This window comes from Brevundimonas sp. 374 (assembly GCF_900102995.1).
GTDB classification, from domain to species: Bacteria; Pseudomonadota; Alphaproteobacteria; order Caulobacterales; family Caulobacteraceae; genus Brevundimonas; species Brevundimonas vesicularis_C.
Genome location: NZ_FNKT01000001.1, coordinates 1500422 through 1521629, shown reverse-complemented (window position 1 = coordinate 1521629; position 21208 = coordinate 1500422). Strand labels below are relative to the sequence as shown.

Sequence of the window (21208 nt, the reverse complement as noted above, 5' to 3'; positions counted from 1 at the left end):
GTCCTGATCGTCGGCTACACCGACACCTCGGGTTCGGCCGCCTATAACCTGGGTCTGTCCAACCGTCGTTCGCGCACCGTCGCGGACGCGCTGGTCGCCTCGGGCGTCAACGGCGGCGTCATCGCCCTCGACGGCAAGGGCGAGACCAACCTGGCCAAGCCGACCGCCGACGGTGTGCGCGAACCGCTCAACCGCCGCGCGACCATCGACATCAACTTCTAAGACCCGAAGGTGCGCCGGTGCGGTTCATCCGGCCCGGCGCTCCCGAGGTCATGAAGTTCGTCGATTTGACAACATCATGCCGCCGTCGCCCTTTGGGCGGCGGCGGTTTTGGTGCCATAAAGCAACGCCAACCGTTCTGCGTTTCAAAATCCCCGGGACTTGAGCGATTTCAATTGATCGCGTCCAAACTGCGGGACACAAGCATGGCGATGATCCTTAATCACAGACATCTCGGTCGCAGCCGGAGCGCAGCAATGCACGCCTCGGTGGCGGATGGAGGATAGGCGTGATGGTGGATTTGCGATCATCCTCCAGACTTCTGTCGGCAAGACGTCGGCGCAGATATCGGCTTCGCGGCGATGCGGTGCGTCCCGAGGTACGCCCGAGATTGCAGGCGTCGCGGCCTTCGCAATCGGCGACGATTTCCGCCTTCCCGGCCGTAAGAAAGTTCGGTCCGACCGCCTTAGCGGGTCGTCGCTTCCTGATCGTTTCGGCGCCGTTTGGGCGATTCGGTCCGGTGATGGCCTCGGTTCTTGAGGCGCGGGGCGCGATTGTGAACCGCATGATCTTCAACGCCGGCGACGCGATGAACTGGCGTCGGTCCGGGGGCATTGTGTTCAAGGACACGGCGAAGGCATGGACCGAAGGGTTGATCGAGTTCGCCTCGGCGTTCACCGACATAATCCTGTTTGGCGAGGCCGGAGAGTACAACCGAGCGGTCCTGGCGGCGTCTGACCGTTTGCAAGCGCGCGTCTGGGTATTGGAAAACGGCTATTTCCGTCCCGACTGGATCACGGTCGAGCGAAACGGCGTCAATGGCTCGAGCGCCCTGCCGCGGTTCAAGGGCGGCTATCCTGAGCCTGCGCCACTGCTGCCTGAACCGTTTACGGTGGGAAAAATCCTGCCGCATCACGTCGCCAATATCAGCGCCTACCACACGGTGCAGGTGGCGGGAAAAGCTCTGTTCCCAAACTACAGCGCGCCTTACGTCTTCTCGCCGCTGGACCAATGCCTCGGTCATATCCGGCGCTATTTGAGTCTGGCGTTCAGACGGGCTGAAAACTGCGACGCCGACGTCATAAAGGCGAAGGGCGACTTCTTCATCGCGTGTCTGCAGCGCGAGGGCGATGCGCAGCTGCTGCGCTATTCGCGCTATTGCGACAACCGCGCCTTCCTCACGGCGGTGATCGCTAGTTTCGCCGCCAAGGCGCCGCCGAAGACGCGTCTGGTCGTGAAGAACCATCCGCTTGATCCCGGCCTGGTCAATCTGCGCGCCATTACGCTGCGTCTTGCTGAGCGGCATGGCGTCGCCGGCCGTGTCGATTTCATCGATGGCGGCAACCTTGCGGCCCTGTGCCGCGCCTCGCAAGGTATGGTGGTCAACAACTCCAGCGCCGCCTTGTCGGCGCTGGGTTTCCATACGCCGGTCAAGGTGCTGGGAGACGCCTTCTTCGATTTCGAGGGATTGACCGATCAGAAGCCGCTGGACGTCTTCTGGAGCGATCCCGAGGCCCCGGACAGCAGGCTGTTCACGCGCTTCCGCGCTCACGTGATCGCCCAAAGCCAGGTGAACGGCAACTATCACGAGCCCCATGCGATCATTCCGACCGCCAACGGGATCGCCGACGTGTTCGAACGCGCGACGGACTAGGTCGCAATCCCTAACCAGTGTGGCGCCGACACCACCCTCTGTCGCTGTCATATTACCGTTACATAACTGTCGCCCTAGGTTCTGACATCCGCCCTAGAGGGGGCTGGATTGCGACATGTCCGGAACATGTCCTCGACCATTTTCGGTCCACCAGCTGGGGATAGCTTAATGACCTTCCGCAAACTGGCGTACGGCGCTTCGGCCGTCGCCATCATGATGTCCGCCTCGACGGCGGTGTATGCCCAAGAAACGACGGGCGGCATCTCGGGTGCTGTCTATGACGCGGCCGGCGCGCCGGTCGCGGGCGCGACCGTGACGGTGACCCACGAGCCGTCGGGCACCACTTCGACGACCGTTACGGATCAGAACGGCTCGTTCTCGTCGCGCGGTCTGCGCGTCGGCGGCCCCTACACCGTTCGCAGCACCTCGTCGGCGGGCGATGCGGTCGCTCAGGTCGCGACCATCGGTATCGGCACTCCGGCATCGGTTGAACTGGTTGTGGCCGGTGCTGCGGACAGCGCCTCACAAGTGGCCGATGTCGTGGTTACGGGCGTCCGCTCCGGCGGTCTGCGCACCTCGCCGCGCAGCAACCTGAACCTGGCGGACATCGAGACGCTTCCGTCGATCGGTCGCGACATCAAGGACATTGTTCGCACCACGCCGTTCGCCACGGTGGACCCCACCAACAACGACGCCCTGTCGATCGGCGGCCAAAACACGCGTTTCAACGCCATCCTGATCGACGGCGTGCGCCAGAACGACGATTTCGGTCTGAACCAGAACGGCTACCCCACGCTGGGTTCGCCGATCTCGCGTTCGGTCATCCAGGCGGTCAGCGTCGATGTGGCGCCGTACGGCGTTCAATACGGCTCCTTCACTGGCGGCGTGGTCAACTCGGTCACCAAGTCCGGTGGCAACGACTTCCACGGTGAACTCTTCTACGAGAAGACCGACCAGGACCTGCGCGGCGAAACCTTCAGCTATGAAGACTTCGTCACCGGCCAACGTCAGAACCGCTCGGTTGTCGGCGAGTTCGAGGAAAAGACCTGGGGCGCTACGCTCAGCGGTCCGATCATCAAGGACCGGCTGTTCTTCCTTCTGAACTACGAAAAGTTCGAGAGCGCCACGCCCGTTCTGTCCGGTCCGCAAGGCGCCGGTCTGCCCAACGAGGCCCAGGGCATCACCCAGGCTCAGATCGATCAGGTTCGTCAGATCGCCACGACCGTCTATGGCTACGATCCGCTGGACTGGCGTGCGGGCGCGCTGGAAACCTATGACGAGAAATACTTCGCCAAGCTGGACTGGAACATCAACGATCGCCATCGCGCCGTCGTCTCCTACCAACAGACCGAAGGCAGCGACCTGCGCCTGAACAATACGACGACCAGCGGCAACAACATCTCGGTCGGACTGCTGTCTTCGGCCTATGAGATCGTCACGAACCTGAAGGCCTACAAGGCTCAGCTGTTCTCCGACTGGACCGACCGTTTCTCGACCGAGTTCTCCTTCACGCGCAAGGAAGTCGAAAACATCTCGCAAGGCCTGGCCGGCAACGACTTCGCCGCCATGCAGGTCTATCTGGACTCCCCCTACGGCGCCCAAACCGGCGTTCGTCGCTCGATCCGCTTCGGACCGGAGCGCTCGCGCCACGCCAACGCCCTGACGGTCGATACGACGCAGTACCGCTTCGTCGGCAAGTATGACGCCGGCTTCGGCCACCGCTTCACGGCGGGCATCGAGCGTGAAGAACAGGATATCTTCAACCTGTTCGTGCAGGTCGCGAACGCTGAATACGAATTCGACTCGATCGCCAGCTTCCAAGCGCGCCAGGCCGCCTCGATCGGCTATTCGAACGCCGCCACGAACAACAAGGCCGATGGCGCCGCCTCGTTCAGCTACGCTCAGAACAGCTTCTACTTCCAGGACGAATGGACGGCGACGCCGAACCTGACGGTTACGGCCGGCCTGCGCTACGACCTCTATACGTCGGATGACAAGCCGCTCCTGAACCCCGGGTTTGTCCAGCGCTTCGGCTTTGGCAACGACAAGAATCTGGACGGCGTCGGCATTCTGCAGCCGCGCTTCGCCTTTAACTGGCGCGCGCCGTGGGATGTGACGGTGTATGGCGGCTTCGGTCGCTTCCAGGGCGGTTCGCCGAACGTCTGGATCTCGAACTCCTATTCGAACCCCGGCAACCTGATCGGCTCGTTCCAGTGTAAGATCAGCTCGACGTATCAATCGCAGTTCGCATCCGCCTTCCCCGTCTGCTCCGCCGCGCAGCAGGCCGCGTTGACGAACGTCGATGGTCTTGCCGTCAAACCTGTCGCTCAGACTGCCGTGACCGCCAGCGCCAATCAGGGCACCGGCAACATCAATCTGATCGATCCGGCCTTCAAGACGCCCTCCATCTGGAAGACCTCGATCGGCGCGACTAAGGCGTTCGATCTCAGCCGCTTCCGCATGGGCGAGGGCTGGAACTTGACGGCCGAATATGTGCACTCGGAACTGCAGGACGCGATCGGTTGGGTCGATCTGTCGCTGGCGCGCACCCAGAACGGCACGGCTCCTGACGGTCGCCCGGTCTTCGGTCCGAACCCGACCCGTACCGGCCAACAGGTCCTGATGATGACCAACTTCAATGGCGGCCAGACGGATCAGTTCGCTGTCGCTCTGGGCAAAGACTGGTACGACGGTCTGCTGGAAGGTGCGGGCTTCAACCTGTCCTACACCTACCTGGATGTAACCGACCGTTCGCCGGCTACGTCGTCGACCGCCAGCTCAAACTACGGCAACATCGCCCTGTCGGACCCGAACGACCCGGCCCTGACGACCTCGAACTATGAGATCGAGCACGCGCTGAAGCTGAACGTCAGCTATTCGCGCGCCTTCTTCGGCGACTACCGCACCCGCATCAACATGTATGCGCAGCGCCGTTCGGGTCTGCCGTTCAGCTACACCTTCGGCACCAGCCCGGCGTCGCTGACTGGCGAGTACATCACCACCCAGCGTCAGCTGCTCTACGTGCCGCAAGTCGACTCCAGCGGAAACGTGACAGCGACGAGCGACCCGCTGGTGCGTTACGGCTCGACGACCTCGGGCGGCGTGACCACGCCGTTCGACCTGGCCGCGTTCAACGCCTTCCTGAAGCGTACGGGTCTGATCGACTATGCGGGTTCGATTGCCCCGCGTAACGCCTTCAAGTCGCCCTATGTGACCACCGTCGATATGCACATCGAGCAGGAACTGCCGGCCTTCTTCCCCGGCGGCGCCAAGCTGGTCGGCTATATGGACATCGAAAACCTGGGCAACCTGCTGAACGACGAATGGGGCGTGATCCAACAGATCCCGTTCCCGTATACGTCGAACAACGTCACGGCGACGCGCACGGGCAACCAGTTCTATACCTACAACAGCTTCCAGGACCGTACGCCGGCAACCTTCGGCACGAACTCGGTCTGGCAGATCAAGGTCGGCGTCCGCTACTCCTTCTAAGGGTACGTCTGACTGAAACGACGAAGGGCGGTCCGTTCGCGGGCCGCCCTTTTTCGTGGCTGACGTTGAAGTCGGGGGCGCTTGGGGCCATATGGCGCGGCTCCCAGTTCGGCCCTTCTTGAGGATGCCCGCATGACCGATCCGACTGTTGCCGCTATCCCCGCAGAATGGGCGCCGCACCGCGCCATGTGGGTGGGTTGGCCCAGCCATGCGGAATATTGGTTCGAGGCGCTGGATCAGGCGCAGGACGAGGTCGAGGGTCTGGTGCGGGCTCTGGCTGGCCCGGGCCGCGAGCAGGTCAAGCTGATGGTCGGCAAGGCCGAGGCGCTGGCCGACGCCCAAGCGCGTTTTGCGGGTGTGGCCAATGTCGAGGTCGTGGCCGGCGAGTTCGGCGACGTCTGGCTGCGCGACACCGGGCCGATCTTCGGCGCGGGATCCAAAACGGCCGCGGCCTTCAAGTTCAACGGCTGGGGCGGGAAATACGACATGCCGGGCGACGATCTGGTCGCCGGACAGATCGGCCGACATGCGGGCGTGGACCTGACCTGGAACGACTTTGTCATGGAGGGCGGGTCGCTGGATCACGACGGGGAGGGGACCGTCCTGACCACGCGCCAGTGCCTGCTGAACCCGAACCGCAATCCCGCCTGGAACCAGGATGAGGCCGTCGCGGCGGCGGCGCTGGAGAATGCGGTCGGCGCCAAGGTGGTGGTGTGGCTGGGCGACGGTTTGCTGAACGATCATACCGACGGGCACGTCGATAATCTGGCGCGATTCGTCGCGCCGGGCGTGGTCGCCTGCCCGATCGCCTGGGGGACGAACGACGTCAACGCCGACGTCTATGACGCGACGGCGCGCGATCTGGCCGCCGTGACCGATGCGGCGGGCCGTCGGCTGAAGGTCCTGCGCATCCCGTCGCCGGGGCTGGTGCTGGACGCGGACGAGCGCCCGATCCCGGCCAGCCACATGAACTTCCTGATCGCCAACGGCGCGGTGATCGTGCCTACCTATGGCGATGTGCGCGCCGCCGACATGGCCTGCCAGGCGTTGAAGGATGCCTTTCCCGATCGCGAGATCATTCCGCTGCCGTCCAACGCCGTCCTGACCGGCGGCGGCTCGTTCCACTGCATCTCCCAGCAGGAGCCCGCATGACCCGCAACATCACTGTCGCCGGCATCCAGACCTCGTATGGCGAGGACATGCAGGCGAACATCGACAAGACCATCGCGTTCGTGCGCGAGGCGGCGGGGCGGGGCGCGCAGGTGATCCTGCCGTCGGAGTTGTTCCAGGGGCCATATTTCTGCGTCTCGCAGGAAGAGCACTGGTTCACCCAGGCCTATGAATGGCGCGAACACCCGTGCGTCACGGCCATGGCGCCGGTCGCCAAGGAGCTGGGCGTGGCCATCCCAGTCTCGATCTTCGAAAAGGACGGGCCGCAGTATTACAACTCGCTGGTCATGCTGGACGCCGACGGCGAGGCGCTGGGCGTCTATCGCAAGAGCCATATCCCCGACGGCCCCGGCTATCAGGAGAAATACTATTTCCGGCCGGGCGATACGGGTTTCAAGGTCTGGAAGACTCGCTTCGGCAAGGTCGGGGTCGGCATCTGCTGGGACCAGTGGTTCCCGGAAGCGGCGCGGGCGATGATGCTGATGGGCGCCGATGTCCTGATGTACCCGACCGCCATCGGCACCGAGCCGCATGATGCGACCCTGCACACGGCCGAGCCGTGGCGGCGCGCCATGCAGGGCCATGCGGTGTCGAACGCCGTGCCGGTCGTCGGCGCCAACCGGATCGGTCATGAGCGCGTAACCGAGGTCGGCCAGACCTTCTACGGCCATTCCTTCATCGCCGACCAGCAGGGCGAACTGGTCGAGCAACTGGGCGCCGAGGAGGAGGGGGTGTTGGTGCACCGCTTCGACCTGGACGAACTGGACAAATACCGCGCGGCCTGGGGCTTCTTCCGCGATCGCCGGACGGACCTGTACGGGGCGCTGACGGGTAGGGGCTGATCTACCCCCGCATCGCCTCGACCGCCGCGACCAGTCGGTCGAGGTCTGCCGGCGACGAAAGCCGGTGATCGCCGCCCTCGATTAGGTCCAGGCGCACGTCGCCGCCCGTCAGCCGTTCGACCAGCTCGACCTGATGTCGCCAGGGCACGACGTCGTCGGCGCGGCCTTGCAGGATATGAACCGGGGCGGCGATGTCGATCACGCCGTCCAGCAGCAGCCAGTGACGCGCCTCCTCGAACATGCGCCGCGTCAGGGCATATTCGCCCAGACCCTCCTCGACGATCAGGGTTTCGCCCTCGCGCAGGATGGCCTGGCGCTCGTGGTCCGCCAGGCCGGGCCACATCAGCCGATCGGTGAAGTCCTGGGCCGGATTGACCAGGACCAGGCCCTGGATCCGGTCCGGCCGCGCCAGGGTCGCCAGCAGCGAGACCCAGCCGCCCATCGAGGAGCCGACCGGGATGACCGGGCCGGACAGGCTGTCGATCAGGGCGACGGCGTCCTCGCGCCAGCGGCCGATGGTGGCCTGTCTCCAGTCGCCGGAGGACTGGCCATGGGCGAAATGGTCGTAGCGGACGAAGTTCCAGCCGCGTTCGCGCGCGGCGACGTCCAGGGCCAGGGCCTTTGTCCCCTCCATGTCCGAACGGAAGCCGCCGACCCAGATCACGGTCGGGCCGTCGCCGTCGACGCGTTTGAAGGCCAGGGTTTCGCCGTCGGGGCGGGACTGGTGCTGGATGTCGCTCATGCGGATGTTCTGCCCGGACTTTCCGCCGTCGTCACCCTTGACCGCGACGCGCGATGGCGGAACACAGACCCATGTCCGCACCCCAGGTTCTGTTCGTCACCTCCAACCGCATCGGCGACTGCGTCATCTCGTCCGGCGTGATCCGCGAGATCGCGCGTCAGGTCCCGGGGGCCGAGATCACCGTCGCGTGCGGTCGGCCGCCCGCGCCCTTCTTCCGCAATGCGCCCGGCGTGGTGCGCACCATCGTGCTGGACAAGAAGAAGCTGTCTGGCCACTGGCTCGATCTGTGGAAACAGGTCGTCGGCACGCGCTGGGATCTGGTCATCGACATCCGGGGTTCGGCGCTCAGCTATCTGATCCCCGCGAAGCGGCGCATCGTCTATAACCGCTCGTGGGAGACGGGCCTGCGCAAGGTCGAGATGGTGTCGCGGCTGATGGGGTCGCCGACGCCGCTGGATCCCGAAATCTTCCTGGACGATCAGGCGCGGGCCGAGGCCGCCGCCGTGATCGATCCGCAGCTGGCGGGCGGCACGGGGCCCGGTCGGATCATTGCGCTTGCGCCCATCGCGCACCAGCCGGGCAAGAGCTGGCCCGCCGACCGCTGGGGCGCGCTGGTCGAGAAGCTGAAGGCCGAGCCGCGCTTCGACGGCTGGCGCTTCATGCCGGTGGGCGGGCCGGGCGACCGGCCGCCGGCGACCCCGGCTTTGGAGGCGGCGGGCCATTCTGAGCAAGGAGGGCGCGGCATCGATTTCGTCGGCAAGGGCGACATCCTGGCCTCGGCCGCCGCCATCGATCGGGCCGATCTGTTCGTCGGCAACGATTCGGGTCTGATGCACGTGTCGGCGGCGCTGGGCCGGCCGACCCTGGGTCTGTTCGGTCCGACCGAGTGGTGGCTGTATGGACCGTGGGGACCCAAGACGCGCACGGCGGCGTCCAACGAGACGCGCGGCCAGTTCGCGCCGATCGAGGACCTAACGGTGGATCACGTCTTCGACGCGGTGCTGGCGCTGCATGACGCCTACATCGTCGAAACGCCTGCGAACCCTTGAAAAATCGGGGCTCGCGGCGCATATTGCCGGCCTTGAGGGGAACGTGGCGATCGCCGCGTGCATTCGCTCATCACGACATACGCCTTCTCTGACCACATAAGGAAACGACGCCCATTCGCCGTCCCATGCAAGCGCCACCCGTGAAAGACGGGCCGCGTATGAACCAGGATATCCGCGCCCCTCGCGTTCTGCTCATCGACCAGAACGGCGAAAAACAGGGCGTCATGCCCACCTCCGCTGCTCTGGAAGCCGCCGAGGAAGCCGGGATGGACCTGGTCGAGATCGTCTCCACCTCCGAGCCGCCGGTGGCCAAGATCCTCGATTACGGCAAGCACCGTTTCCAGGAACAGAAGAAGAAGGCCGAGCAGCGCAAGCGCCAGAAGGTCGTCGAACTGAAGGAGATCAAACTCCGTCCGAACATCGACACCCACGACTATGAGGTGAAGGCCAAGGCCATGCACCGCTTCTTCGAGGAAGGCGACAAGGTCAAGGTCACCCTGCGCTTCCGCGGTCGTGAAATGGCCCACCCCGAACTGGGCATGAAGCTGCTGAACAAGGTTCAGGCCGACTTCGACGAAGTCGCCAAGGTCGAGTTCTCGCCCAAGATGGAAGGCCGCCAGATGATCATGATCCTGGCCCCGCGCTGATCGCGATCCATCGCTGAATACGAAACGCCCCGGTCCCACGACCGGGGCGTTTTGTTTTTGCGCATCTGCCGCTTGCGTAAATCTGCGTCTTCTGGTTGAGCCTTGCCTTGAGTGGGGGCGTTCATGCTGAAGTCTGGTCTGTCGGGGTTGATCCTGGCCGTGGTGAGTGTCGCCGCCCTGATGGGCGGCTTGGTTTCGGCGGCCCTCGCACAGAACGCACCTCCCCCCATCGATGTGTACGCCGCTTCTCCGGCCGTGGAATTGATGGAGCTTTCGCCCAGCGGAACGCTTATCGCCCGCATCGTCGTGACCGGTGAAGAGCGCGCCATCGCGGTCACAAATATCGACACGGGCGAGCATCTATTCGCCTCGACCATCGGTCAGGCGAAGGTCCGCGATCTGCGCTGGATCGGCGAAGACAAGGTGCTGATCATCAGCTCCCAGACGCGTGCGCTGCATCTTTTAGGCATCCCGCGGTCCGAGCTCTATTTCGGCGTGATACTGGACCTTAAGACCCAGAAGCTGGCGCGTGTTCTGGACCGCACGGACGATGTTCTTCCGGTTCTCTATGGCGGCGCCCAGATCCGCGACACCGCCCAAGGGCCTGCGCTGTTCGCGCGTGCGGTCAATCTTTATAGCGGCCAAGTCGATCTCTTCCGGATCGACCTGACCTCGGGCCGGGGGCGGTCCGTCGCGCCTATGGACTGGGACACCGAAGACTATGTGTTGGACGCCGAGGGCGCCGTTATCGCCATGTCGACCTATGTCGAGCGTAGCGGTCGCTGGACCTTGATGCTGCCGAACGGCCGTCGCTTGCGCGATGCTTGGTCAGTGAACGCTCCACTCGATCCTCCGGCGTTGCTCGGCATGGGGCGAACGCCGCGTACGATTCTTGTCGCTGCGGATCGGCCTGATCTCGCCGCCGCCGATCCGGAGAGCGAAACGGCCAACAATCTGTTCGAGGTCGATGTGGACACGGGTGTCTGGACCGAACTGCCATTCGAGCATCATCCCGACAACCTTTTGCGTCATCCTCAGACCCGCCTCCTGATCGGCGGGTCACGCACCGAAGACGATGGCGTGCGTTACGAGTTCATCGAGCCCGCCTCCGCCAGCCGATGGCGTTCCATCACGCGGGCCTTTGGCGAGAAGGTGCCGCAGTTGGTGTCCTGGAACGCAGATCAAAAGCGGATTTTGGTCTTCACCGACTCAGGCGAATCCGGCCTCTATCAACTCGTTGATTTCGACAGACGAACGGCTGACGCCCTGGCCTTCGCCTATCCAGACATTCCGCCCGAGAAGGTCGGCGCTGTGCGACACATTCGCTATACCGCCGCAGATGGGCTGGACATTCCGGGCTATCTGACCCTGCCGCCTGGCGTCGCAACGCCGGAGAAGCTGCCGTTGATCGTGCTGGCTCATGGCGGCCCCGCGTCGCGCGACGTGATGGGATTTGACTGGTGGGCCCAGGCCCTGGCATCGCGCGGTTATGCGGTGCTGCAGGCCAACTTCCGTGGGTCGGACGGCTATACGCGGGCCTTCATGGAGGCGGGCTATGGCGAATGGGGCCGCAAGATGCAGACGGATCTGTCGGACGGCGTACGTTTCCTGACAGAGCAGGGCATCGTCGATCCCGAACGCGTGTGCATCGTCGGCGCAAGCTACGGCGGCTATGCCGCCATGGCTGGTTTGACCCTGGACAAGGGAGTCTATCGCTGTGGAGTCGCCGTCGCCGGCGTGTCCGACCTGCGCCGCATGGTCAACTGGGAGGCGCGCCAGGAAGGACGGCGCGAAAGTCAGACCGTTCGCTACTGGAACCGGTTCATGGGCGCGGCGCGTCTGAACGACCGGGCGCTGGACGCTCTATCGCCGGCCTATCTGGCCGACACGGTCGATAAACCGTTGCTGCTTATCCATGGCCGCGACGATACGGTGGTGGCGATCGAGCAGAGCCGCGTCATGGCCGAGGCGATGAAGCGGGCAGGCAAGCCGGTCGAACTGATTGAACTGGCTGGCGAGGACCATTGGCTGTCGCGCGCCGACACGCGCCAGCAGATGCTGCGTGAGACGGTGCGGTTTCTTGCGGCCAACAATCCAGTCGATTGAGGCAGGGGGTCGCGCTAAGGCTGCGACATGACCGTGAACCCGACCCCGCCCAAGCTCAAGACGCCGGCGCTAGCCGTGCTGTTTGCGACGGTGTTCATCAATCTGGTCGGGTTTGGGCTGGTGGTGCCGTTGCTGCCGTTCTTCGCCCAGAGCCTGAAGGCCGAGGCGTGGCAGATCACGCTGATGTTCTCGGCCTATTCGCTGGGCCAGTTCTTCGCCGAGCCGTTCTGGGGGCGGCTGTCGGATCGGATCGGGCGAAAGCCCGTGCTGTTGATGACGCTGATCGCCAATGCGCTGGGCTATCTGATGCTGGCCTTCGTGCCCAACATCTGGCTGGCGATCGCGGTCAGGCTGTTCACCGGCCTGGGCGCAGGCAATATCTCGACGGTCCAGGGTTATGTGGCCGATGTGACCCCGCCCGAGCAGCGGGCCGGGCGGATGGGTCTGATCGGCGCCGCGTTCGGCCTGGGCTTCATCGTCGGACCGGGCTTGGGTGGATTGCTGACGCAGCCGCAGCTGGGACGGCTGGGCTATCAGCTGCCGATCTTCCTGGCGGCGGCGTTGGCGGCGGTTGCGGCGGTCGGCGTGGTCGTCTTCCTGCGCGAAAGCCGGGCCAAGGCCGATCCCGCCGCGCCGCGTCCGGCCTTCCTGGCGGGCCTGAAGGATGCGCGCGACAACGCGGTGGTGTCGCGCGTGCTGGTCGTGACCCTGATCTATATGGCCGGGTTTTCGGCGATGGAGAGCGTGTTCGGCCTGTGGTCCGAGAGCCGCTATCAATGGGGCGCGCGCGAAGTGGGGCTCAGCTTCATGATCGTGGGCATCGTCTCCACGCTGAACCAGGGGTTCTTCGCCGGGCGGCTGGCGCGACGGTTCGGCGAATCGCGCGTGCTGGCCACCGGCATGCTGCTGTTTGGAACTTCGCTGGTGTTGCAGGTGCTGGCGCCGGTCGCGTGGTTCCCTGCGACGCGGCTCGAGCTGGGCGCCCTGACGATCCCGGTCGTCCAGGGCTGGATCATTCCGATCGTAATGGCGATCGGCGCGTGCGGCATGTCGCTGGCCATGCCCAACATCTCGGCCATGATCAGCCGCGCCTCGCCGCCTGATCGGCAGGGGGCCATGCTGGGTCTGAACATGGCTTCAAGCTCGGTGGCGCGCATCTTCGGGCCGATGATCGCGGGCGCACTGTTCTCGGGGCTGGGGCATGACTGGCCCTTCGTGATCGGGGCGCTGCTGACCATCCCGGCGGCCCTGATGGCGATCAACGCCGGACGCGTCATTCGCAGCGGAGAGGGCGGCGTCAAAGCCCCGGCCTGACTCGTCTTGCAATGGCGGCGCTCTTCACGTAGAAGCCGCGCCTTCGCGTACCGAACCGCCAGGCGAACAGGCATGCCTGGGCGGTTCTTAAACTCTGAGGAAACACCGCAAGACGGGCTCAAGCAGCTCGAAGAGCGGTCGGCCCTCAAAAAGGAGACTGAAATGCCGAAACTGAAGACGAAGTCGGGCGCCAAGAAGCGCTTCAAATTCACGGCCACTGGCAAGGTTAAGGCCGGCGTTGCGGGCAAGCGTCACCGCTTGATCAGCCACAACTCGAAATACATCCGCCAGAACCGCGGCACCTCGGTCATGGCCGACGCCGACGCCAAGAAGATCAAATCCTACATGCCGTACGCCTGATCGGCGCGCGCTGTACGACTGATCTCCATCCAAAGAATTTGAAGGAATAGCGACATGGCTCGCGTTAAACGTGGCGTAACCTCGCACGCCAAGCACAAGAAGGTTCTGGAGCAGGCCAAGGGCTTCTCCGGTCGCCGCAAGAATACCATCCGTACGGCCAAGGCCGCCGTCGACCGCGCCGGGCAATACGCCTATCGCGACCGTCGCGCCAAGAAGCGCAACTTCCGCGCCCTGTGGATCCAGCGCATCAACGCCGCCGCCCGTCTGGAAGGCTTCACCTACAGCCAGTTCATCAACGGCCTGAACAAGGCCGGCATCGAACTGGACCGCAAGGTTTTGGCCGCGATCGCCGCCGACGCGACCGGCTTCAAGGCTGTCGCCGACAAGGTCCGCGCCGCCCTGGCTTAAGAGCCGTGCTCAAGCCGCGAGCGATCGCGTCGCGAGCGTAGCGCAACAAGAATGACGCCCGCTCCGGTTTCCGGGGCGGGCGTTCTTCGTTTCAGGCCGCCTTGGGGACCTGCGATGCCTGGCTTTGCGCCAGCACCATCCGGATGGCGTTCAGCAGGGCGTCGGGCTGGATCGGCTTTTGCGCCACGCCGTTCATGCCGGCGGCGATATAGTCCAGCTCGTCGCGCTCGTCGGCGTTCGCCGTCAGGGCCAGGATCGGCAGGGCGCCGGCAGGACCGGGCAGGGCGCGGATAGCCCGCGTCGCGGCGACGCCGTCCATCACCGGCATCTTGATGTCCATCAGGGCCAGGTCGAATCGACGGGCCATTACGGCGTCCACCGCCTCGCGCCCGTTCTCGGCCATCTCGCAGGTGCAGCCGAACATCTCCAGCAACTTGCCCGCGACGAAGCGGTTAGTGGCGTTGTCATCCACCACCAGCACATGCAGGGTGTCGTGCGGGGTCGGCTCGGCCATGGCCGGAGCGGGCGCCGCGCTCTCGGTCGCGACGCGCAGCGGCAGGCGTACCTGAAAGCGCGCGCCGCCCTGGGGCGAGGCGCCCAGCGAGATCGCGCCGCCCATCCGTTCGGCGATCTGTCGGCAGATGGCCAGGCCCAGGCCCGCGCCCGCCCCTTCGCGCCCGGCCTTTCCGGTATTGAACGGATCAAAGATGGTCGCGGCCGCCGCCTCGGGCACGCCGGGTCCGCTGTCGTCCACGGTGAAGATCACCTCGCCGTCGGCGTGGCTTTCGATCAGGGCGACGACCTCGCCCGTCAGGGTGAACTTCAGCGCATTGCCGATCAGGTTGTTCAGCAGTTGCTTCAGCCGCATCCCGTCGGCCTGAACGCAGGGAACGGCCAGGTCGGTGCGGATGGTCAGGGCCAGGGCCTTTTCCTCGGCCCGCGCGCGCCACAGGGCGTCGATGTCGAAGGCGACGGCCGACAGGTCGAGCGGCTCCTCCTCCAGCGTCAGCATGCCGGCCGAGGCGCGTGACATGTCCAGCGCGTCGGTCAGCAGCCGCAGCAGGCTCTGGCCCGAATCGATCACGGTGCGGACGTAGGGGCGCAGCTCTTCCTGCTCCAGCTTCTTGTCCATCAGGGCCGCGACGCCCAGCACCCCGTTCAGGGGCGTGCGGATCTCGTGGCTCATCACCGCCAGGAACTCGGACTTGGCCCGGCTGGAGGCGACGGCCTCGGCCTCGGCCAGCGCCAGGTCGCGGGCCAGGGCGCTCATTTCCTCGGCCCGCTGGCGGTGCAGGGCCGCGCCCGCCTGAACCACCTGCAGCGCCGTGCCGACGCCGACGTAGCGGCCGCCTGCCACCACGATGAAGCCCGTCAGCAAGGCGCCCAGCTCAGCCGCGCCATAGGCCTGAAAGAAGGCCTCGGCGCTGGTCGCCGCCTCCGCCACCGGCGCATTGCGGTCCATCAGGCTTTCGGCGGGCCTTCGGGCATACAGGGCGCGTCCGAACTCGGCCGCCATCCTGAGCGTGAAGGCGTTGCGTTCGATGATGCCGAGGGGGCGGCCATCGTCATCGACGACAGCCAGGGCCAGGGTGTTCGGCTCGGTGTGGAACCGTTCGAACACATCGGCGCCCGGCGTGGACGGGGCCACGGGCGCGATCAAGTCGACGAAATCACCGATCAGCGGCATCAAGGTCCTCGCATGTCCGGAGGCCTGATTAGATGCTGATATTTAACGCCAGCTTTGCCGTTCATGAACCTTTCGCGGCGGGTTTTCGACAGTCGATCCGTGGGCGGATGGAAAGTCGCTGTCGCGCGACATATTCCCTCGCGGCCGCGGCTTCGATAGCCTCGCCGCATGATGCGCACCCTGATCTGCGGCCTGGCGGCCGCCCTCGTTCTTGTCACTTCGGCCGCCGCGCAGGACCGACGCGTCGCCGTGACCTTCGACGATCTGCCGTTCCAGACGGATGCGGCGACCCTGTGCGATCCGGCGCGCCTGATGACGATCACCCAGGATTTCGTCGCCATGCTGAAGCCGCTGGATACGCACGGCACAGCCTTCGTCAATGCGGGCAAGGTCTGCGAGGCCGAGCGCGCCACGATCTTGCCGCGCGTGCTGAACGTCTGGCTGGACGCCGGTCTGGACCTGGGCAACCACACCAACACCCATCTGAACATCCACGCGACGACGGTTGAGGCCTATCTGGCCGACGTGGACGCCGGGGCGCCGATCTTGCGCGACGTGCTGGCGGCGCGAGGCCAGTCCTTGCGCTGGTTCCGCCACCCCTATCTGTTCACCGGCGAGACGCAGGAAAAGCACGACGCCATCGCCGCCGGCCTGACCGAGCGCGGCTTTACGATCGCGCCGGTGACCCTCGACAACAACGACTGGATGTTCGCCGACGTCTATCGCAAGGCTGAGCAGATCGGCGATCAGGCGCTGATGCAGCGCATCGGTCAGGCCTATGTGGCGCATATGGCGACGGTGCTGGATTTCTTCGAACCCTACAGCGCCGAGGTGGCGGGCGGGCGTGAACCGGCGCAGGTGCTGTTGCTGCACGCCAACACCCTGAACCAGGCCTGGTATCCGCAGATCCACGCCCTGTATCTGCAGCGCGGTTATCGCTTCGTGCCGCTGGAAGAGGCGCTGGCCGATCCGATCTATCAGCACCCTGACACCTATGTCCGCGCCAACGGAATCTCGTGGTTGCACCGCTGGATGCGGACCGACGGCCGGCCCATCCGCTGGGAGCCGGAACCGCCCGTCTGGATCGTTGCGGCCAACAAGGCGCCGGCGTCGGAACTTCAGGCCATCGCATCGGCCCGTTGAAGGGTGACGAACGCGCGCGAGAACGCTAAGGCACAGCGCAAATGACCGATCTCGCCACACTCGAACTCGACCTGATCAACGCCATCGGCGGCGCGGAAACCGTCGCCGCCCTGGAAGAGGTGCGGGTCGCCGCCCTGGGCAAGTCCGGCTCCGTCTCCGGCCTGCTTAAGGGCATGGGCGCCATGAGCCCCGACGAACGCCGTGAGCAGGGGCCGATGATCAACGGCCTGCGCGACCGCGTCGCCGCCGCCATCGCCGCGAAGAAGACCGCGCTGGAAGCCGCCGAGCTGGATGCGCGTCTGCTGTCGGAACGCATCGACCTGACCCTGCCGGCGCGTCCGCGCAGGAAGGGCGGGGTCCATCCGACCATGCAGGTGATGGACGAGATGATCGCCCTGTTCGCCGAGATGGGCTTCGCCGTGGCCGAAGGTCCCGACATCGAGGACGACTTCCACAACTTCACCGCCCTGAACTTCCCGCCCAAACACCCGGCGCGGGAGATGCACGACACCTTTTTCCTGAAGCCGGACCCCGAGACGGGCGAACGCAAGGTGCTGCGCACGCACACCAGCCCGGTGCAGGTCCGCACCATGATGAGCCAGAAGCCGCCGATCCGCATCGTCGCCCCGGGCCGCACCTTCCGCAAGGATTCGGACGCCACCCACACGCCGATGTTCCACCAGATCGAGGGTCTGGTGATCGACCGCGACATCCACATGGGCCACCTGAAGACCACGCTTCAGACCTTCATTGCCCGCTTCTTCGAACTGGACGCGGTCCAGGCGCGGTTCCGTCCGCACCACTTCCCCTTCACCGAGCCCTCGGCCGAAATGGACATCCGCTGCGACCGTTCGGGCGGGAAACTGGTGTTCAACACCGGCGACGACTGGCTCGAGATCCTAGGCTGCGGGATGGTGCACCCCAATGTGCTCAGGAACTGTGGCATCGACCCGGACGAATATCAGGGCTTCGCCTTCGGCATGGGCGTGGACCGTTTGGCCATGCTGAAATACGGCGTGCCCGACCTGCGCCCCATGTTCGACGCGGATACCCGCTGGCTGTCCCACTACGGCTTCTCGGCCTTCGCCGCCCCCAACCCGGCCTCGGGCCTGAGCTGAACGAGTTTCAAGATGACCGATCAAACTGAAACGCCGATGTCGGCCGAAGAAAAGTTCGGCCGAGAACTGGTGGCCCGCACGACCTTCGAAAAGGAAGCCGTTTGGCTGCCGTCGTTGGCCGTTCATCACATGAACGCCGGCAAGACGTTCATCGAGGACAAGACGTTCACGAACTGTCTGATCGAGGGGCCAGCCGTCATGGCGGTCATGAACGGCACGACGTTCGACAGCTGCAACATGGGCGTGGCGTCCAATCCGCGCACGCTGCTGCTTCAGCCGATGGGCGATATGATCGCGGGCGTCGTGGGCATGTCCAACTGCCGCTTTGTCCGCTGCCGCTTCGTTCAGGTGGGCTTCACCGGCGCCCCGGATCTGCTTGAGCAGATCGAGGCCGACCTCCTCAGCGCACGGGAGAACCAAGCATGAGCCGGCTTCCGATCAACCGTCCCGTCAATCTTGCGCGCGACCTGACCCAGACCACGTTCGAGAACGTCGATCTGAACCTGCACGATCTTTATCAGCACTGCCGTGACAAGGGTGCGGTCGTAGGGCGCACCTTCACCGGTTGCCGGCTGGATGGCCCGGCGATCGTTCTGGTCGGACCCGGCACGACGTTCGATGAGACGAACTTCGGCGATTCGCGCGGGGGCATGAAGAACCTTCTGCTTCAGCCGATGGGGGACAAGGCGCTGGGCACCATCCCGATGCATGACTGCACCTTCGTGGGCTGCGAGTTCTACAATGTCGGCTTCACCGGAGCCGCCGAGATTCTAGAGCAACTGGCGGCTGTTCCGACGGTGGCGGGACCTGCGGCATGAAGTTCACCCTGTCCTGGCTGAAGGACCATCTCGAGACCGAGGCGGATGTTCAGCAGATCGCCGAGGCCATGACCATGGCTGGGCTGGAGGTCGAGGAGGTGCTCGACCCTGCCGCCAAACTGGCGCCCTTCACCGTGGCCAAGATCGTTTCGGCCGAGCGTCATCCCAACGCCGACCGGTTGCAGGTCTGCCAGGTCGAGACGGTCGACGGGATGAAGGAGATCGTCTGCGGCGCACCGAACGCGCGGGCGGGCCTGACCACCATCTACGCCCCCATCGGCGCCTATGTGCCGGGCCTGGGCATGACCCTGGTCGAGAAGCCGGTGCGCGGCGTGGTGTCCAACGGCATGCTGTGCTCGGCCTCCGAGCTCGAGCTGTCGGACGAGAGCGACGGCATTCAGGAACTGCCGCCCGAAATCCCCGTCGGCACGCCGGTCGCCGGCCTGTTCGGCGCCGAGCCGGTCATCGATTTCGAGGTCACGCCGAACCGGCCCGACTGGCTGGGCGTGGCCGGCATCGCGCGGGATCTGGCGGCCGCCAGCGTCGGCAAGCTGAAGCATTTCGACATCGCCGTGGTGCGCGGGGCCTTCCCCTCGCCGATCAGCGTGCGGCTGGAGGCGCCTGAGATGTGCCCGGTCTTCGCCGGTCGCGTCATTCGCGGCGTCAAGAACGGCCCGTCGCCGGCCTGGCTCCAGAAGCGTCTGACGGCCATCGGCCTGCGCTCGATCAACCGTCTGGTCGATGTAACCAACCTGATCGCCTATGACCGCGCCCGGCCGCTGCACGTCTATGACGTCGCCAAGCTGTCGGGGACCGAGATCGTGGTGCGGGCGGGGCAGGTTTTGGCCGCGACCGGCGAGCACGAACATCTGATCGCCCTGGACAGCAAGACCTACGCCGCATCCGCAGCCGACTGCGTCATCGCCGACGCCGGGGGCGAGCGCCCCATCGGCCTGGGCGGCGTCATGGGCGGGGAATCGACCGGCTGCGACGAGACCACCACGGACGTCTTCCTGGAAAGCGCCTGGTTCGACCCGCTGGTCATCGCCCAGACCGGCCGTGCGCTGGGCATCCATTCCGACGCCCAGTACCGGTTCGCGCGCGGCGTCGATCCGGTCTCGGTCACGCCGGGACTGGAACTGGCGACGCGCCTGATCCTGGACCTGTGCGGCGGCGAGCCGTCGGACATCGTCTTCGTCGGCGAACCGCCGGCGAGCCCGGCTCCCTTCGCCTTCGACCCCGCCTATGTGAAGCGCCTCAGCGGCATGGATCTGGACGACGACCGGATCGGGACCATCTTGGGTCAGCTCGGCTTCCTGGTTCAGGCCGCGCCGACCGGTCAGTCCGAGCCCTGGCTCGTCACCCCGCCGTCTTGGCGCCGCGACGTCGAAGGTCCGGCCGATCTGGTGGAGGAGGTCGCGCGGATCGAGGGCTTCGACAGCCTGCCCGACACGCCCCTGCCCGAGGCCACCCGTCCCGCCGGCGGGGTGCTGAGCCCCCGCCAGGCCCGCGTCCGCACCGCGCGCCGGGCCCTGGCCGCCCTGGGATACGCGGAGGCCGTCACCTGGTCCTTCACCAAGCAATCGACGGCGGCCCTGTTCGGCGGCGGCGACGACCGGCTGGTGCTGGAGAATCCCATCGCGGCCGATCTGGACTGCATGCGGTCCTCCGCCCTGCCGAACCTGGTCCAGGCGGCGGCGCGGAACGCCGCGCGCGGTTTCGCCGACGCCGCCCTGTTCGAGATCGGCCCTATCTATCTGGGCGACGGTCCGGCGGATCAGCGCACGGTCATCGCCGGTCTGGTCGCCCCGCACGCCGCCCGTCACTGGGCGGGCGTCGGCGAAGACGCCCTGTTCACGCTCAAGGGCGACCTGACCACCCTGCTGGAAGAGATCGGCGCCCCGGTGGCCTCGCTGCAACTGGTCCAGGGCCAGAACCGCGACTGGTGGCACCCCGGCCGTTCGGCCCGGCTGCAACTCGGCCCCAAGAATGTGATGGTCGAGTTCGGCGAATTGCATCCGCGCGTGCTCAAAAGCCTGGACGCCGACGGCCCCATGCTGGCCTTCGAGATCGTTCTGGATAACGTGCCCGAGCCGCGTGGGAAGTCGGGCAAGGCGCGGGGAACCGCCGATCTGTCGGCCCTCATGCCCCTAACACGCGACTTCGCCTTCGTGGTCGAGGACGCCAAGCCGGTGGGCGATCTGGTCCGGGCCGCGACGGGCGCCGACAAGGCCCTGATCGCCGACGTGCGGGTCTTCGACGTCTATCGCGGCAAGGGCGTGGACGACGGCTTCAAGTCCGTCGCCCTGGAAGTCGTGATCCAACCGCGCGAAGCCACCCTGACCGAAGCCGAGATCGAGGCCCTGACCGCCAAGGTCGTCGGAGCGGTCGAAAAGCAGGGCGGCAGGCTGCGGGCTTGAGGGGCGCAGCGCCGTCTTT

18 protein-coding genes are annotated in these 21208 nt (G+C 65.5%); 16 read left to right on the top strand and 2 right to left on the bottom strand.

The genetic code is table 11. The features are described from left to right. From BLR19_RS07455 to aguB, 5 genes are all read left to right on the top strand, one after another. Positions 1-222, top strand: a 222-nt coding sequence (locus BLR19_RS07455) for an OmpA family protein (RefSeq protein WP_176758287.1), incomplete at its 5' end; no start/stop codon positions are given. 520 nt (positions 223-742) lie between these two features. Next, positions 743-1873 (top strand): capsular biosynthesis protein, encoded by a 1131-nt coding sequence (locus BLR19_RS07450; protein ID WP_091749209.1) that lies wholly within the window; start codon positions 743-745, stop codon positions 1871-1873. A gap of 168 nt (positions 1874-2041) precedes the next feature. Next, positions 2042-5365 carry a TonB-dependent receptor gene (locus BLR19_RS07445; RefSeq protein WP_091748957.1) on the top strand — a complete coding sequence of 1108 codons (3324 nt, stop codon included), beginning with the start codon at positions 2042-2044 and terminating at the stop codon, positions 5363-5365. 132 nt (positions 5366-5497) lie between these two features. Next, positions 5498-6517 carry an agmatine deiminase family protein gene (locus BLR19_RS07440; RefSeq protein WP_091748953.1) on the top strand — a complete coding sequence of 340 codons (1020 nt, stop codon included), beginning with the start codon at positions 5498-5500 and terminating at the stop codon, positions 6515-6517. Continuing rightward, complete coding sequence (aguB, locus tag BLR19_RS07435) at positions 6514-7377, top strand: N-carbamoylputrescine amidase (protein WP_091748950.1); 864 nt, start codon at positions 6514-6516, stop codon at positions 7375-7377. Before BLR19_RS07440 ends, aguB begins: the two co-directional genes overlap by 4 nt. A gap of 1 nt (position 7378) precedes the next feature. On the opposite strand, the gene BLR19_RS07430 is transcribed toward aguB, so the two are convergent. Continuing rightward, positions 7379-8119, bottom strand: a complete 741-nt coding sequence (locus tag BLR19_RS07430) for an alpha/beta fold hydrolase (protein ID WP_091748947.1) — start codon at positions 8117-8119, stop codon at positions 7379-7381. Between the two features lie 71 nt (positions 8120-8190). Here BLR19_RS07430 and BLR19_RS07425 point away from each other — a divergent pair, with 71 nt between their 5' ends. The 6 genes from BLR19_RS07425 (at position 8191) to rplT (ending at position 14003) form a co-directional block, all read left to right on the top strand. Beyond that, positions 8191-9168 (top strand): glycosyltransferase family 9 protein, encoded by a 978-nt coding sequence (locus BLR19_RS07425; RefSeq protein WP_091748945.1) that lies wholly within the window; start codon positions 8191-8193, stop codon positions 9166-9168. A 125-nt stretch (positions 9169-9293) separates the two neighbouring features. Next, positions 9294-9815 (top strand): translation initiation factor IF-3, encoded by a 522-nt coding sequence (gene infC / locus BLR19_RS07420; RefSeq protein WP_055752751.1) that lies wholly within the window; start codon positions 9294-9296, stop codon positions 9813-9815. 123 nt (positions 9816-9938) lie between these two features. Continuing rightward, on the top strand, positions 9939-11921 hold the full coding sequence (locus BLR19_RS07415; protein ID WP_176758286.1) for an alpha/beta hydrolase family protein: 1983 nt from the start codon (positions 9939-9941) through the stop codon (positions 11919-11921). 27 nt (positions 11922-11948) lie between these two features. Further along, positions 11949-13235, top strand: coding sequence for an MFS transporter (locus tag BLR19_RS07410; RefSeq protein ID WP_091748941.1), 1287 nt, complete (start codon positions 11949-11951; stop codon positions 13233-13235). A gap of 162 nt (positions 13236-13397) precedes the next feature. Further along, a complete protein-coding gene (gene rpmI / locus BLR19_RS07405; protein ID WP_003166435.1) occupies positions 13398-13595 on the top strand; it encodes a 50S ribosomal protein L35 in 198 nt (65 codons plus the stop codon). A 54-nt stretch (positions 13596-13649) separates the two neighbouring features. After that, the gene (rplT, locus tag BLR19_RS07400; protein WP_017506327.1) at positions 13650-14003 is read left to right on the top strand and encodes a 50S ribosomal protein L20; all 354 of its coding nucleotides are present in this window, start codon (positions 13650-13652) and stop codon (positions 14001-14003) included. Positions 14004-14094: 91 nt separating this feature from the next. On the opposite strand, the gene BLR19_RS07395 is transcribed toward rplT, so the two are convergent. Then, complete coding sequence (locus BLR19_RS07395) at positions 14095-15690, bottom strand: ATP-binding protein (RefSeq protein ID WP_091748939.1); 1596 nt, start codon at positions 15688-15690, stop codon at positions 14095-14097. Positions 15691-15858: 168 nt separating this feature from the next. On the opposite strand from BLR19_RS07395, the gene BLR19_RS07390 reads away from it, so the two are divergent. Genes BLR19_RS07390 through pheT form a run of 5 tightly spaced genes read left to right on the top strand, consistent with a single transcriptional unit; the run spans position 15859 to position 21189 of the window. Next, on the top strand, positions 15859-16833 hold the full coding sequence (locus tag BLR19_RS07390) for a polysaccharide deacetylase family protein (RefSeq protein ID WP_091748936.1): 975 nt from the start codon (positions 15859-15861) through the stop codon (positions 16831-16833). A 41-nt stretch (positions 16834-16874) separates the two neighbouring features. After that, entirely contained in the window at positions 16875-17951 is a 1077-nt protein-coding gene (gene pheS / locus BLR19_RS07385) for a phenylalanine--tRNA ligase subunit alpha (protein WP_091748933.1), read from the top strand. A 12-nt stretch (positions 17952-17963) separates the two neighbouring features. Next, entirely contained in the window at positions 17964-18377 is a 414-nt protein-coding gene (locus BLR19_RS07380) for a hypothetical protein (RefSeq protein WP_066552620.1), read from the top strand. Then, on the top strand, positions 18374-18769 hold the full coding sequence (locus tag BLR19_RS07375) for a hypothetical protein (protein ID WP_091748930.1): 396 nt from the start codon (positions 18374-18376) through the stop codon (positions 18767-18769). The genes BLR19_RS07380 and BLR19_RS07375 overlap by 4 nt, the downstream gene beginning before the upstream one ends. Continuing rightward, a complete protein-coding gene (gene pheT, locus BLR19_RS07370; RefSeq protein WP_091748928.1) occupies positions 18766-21189 on the top strand; it encodes a phenylalanine--tRNA ligase subunit beta in 2424 nt (807 codons plus the stop codon). Before BLR19_RS07375 ends, pheT begins: the two co-directional genes overlap by 4 nt. The last annotated feature ends 19 nt before the right edge of the window (positions 21190-21208 follow it).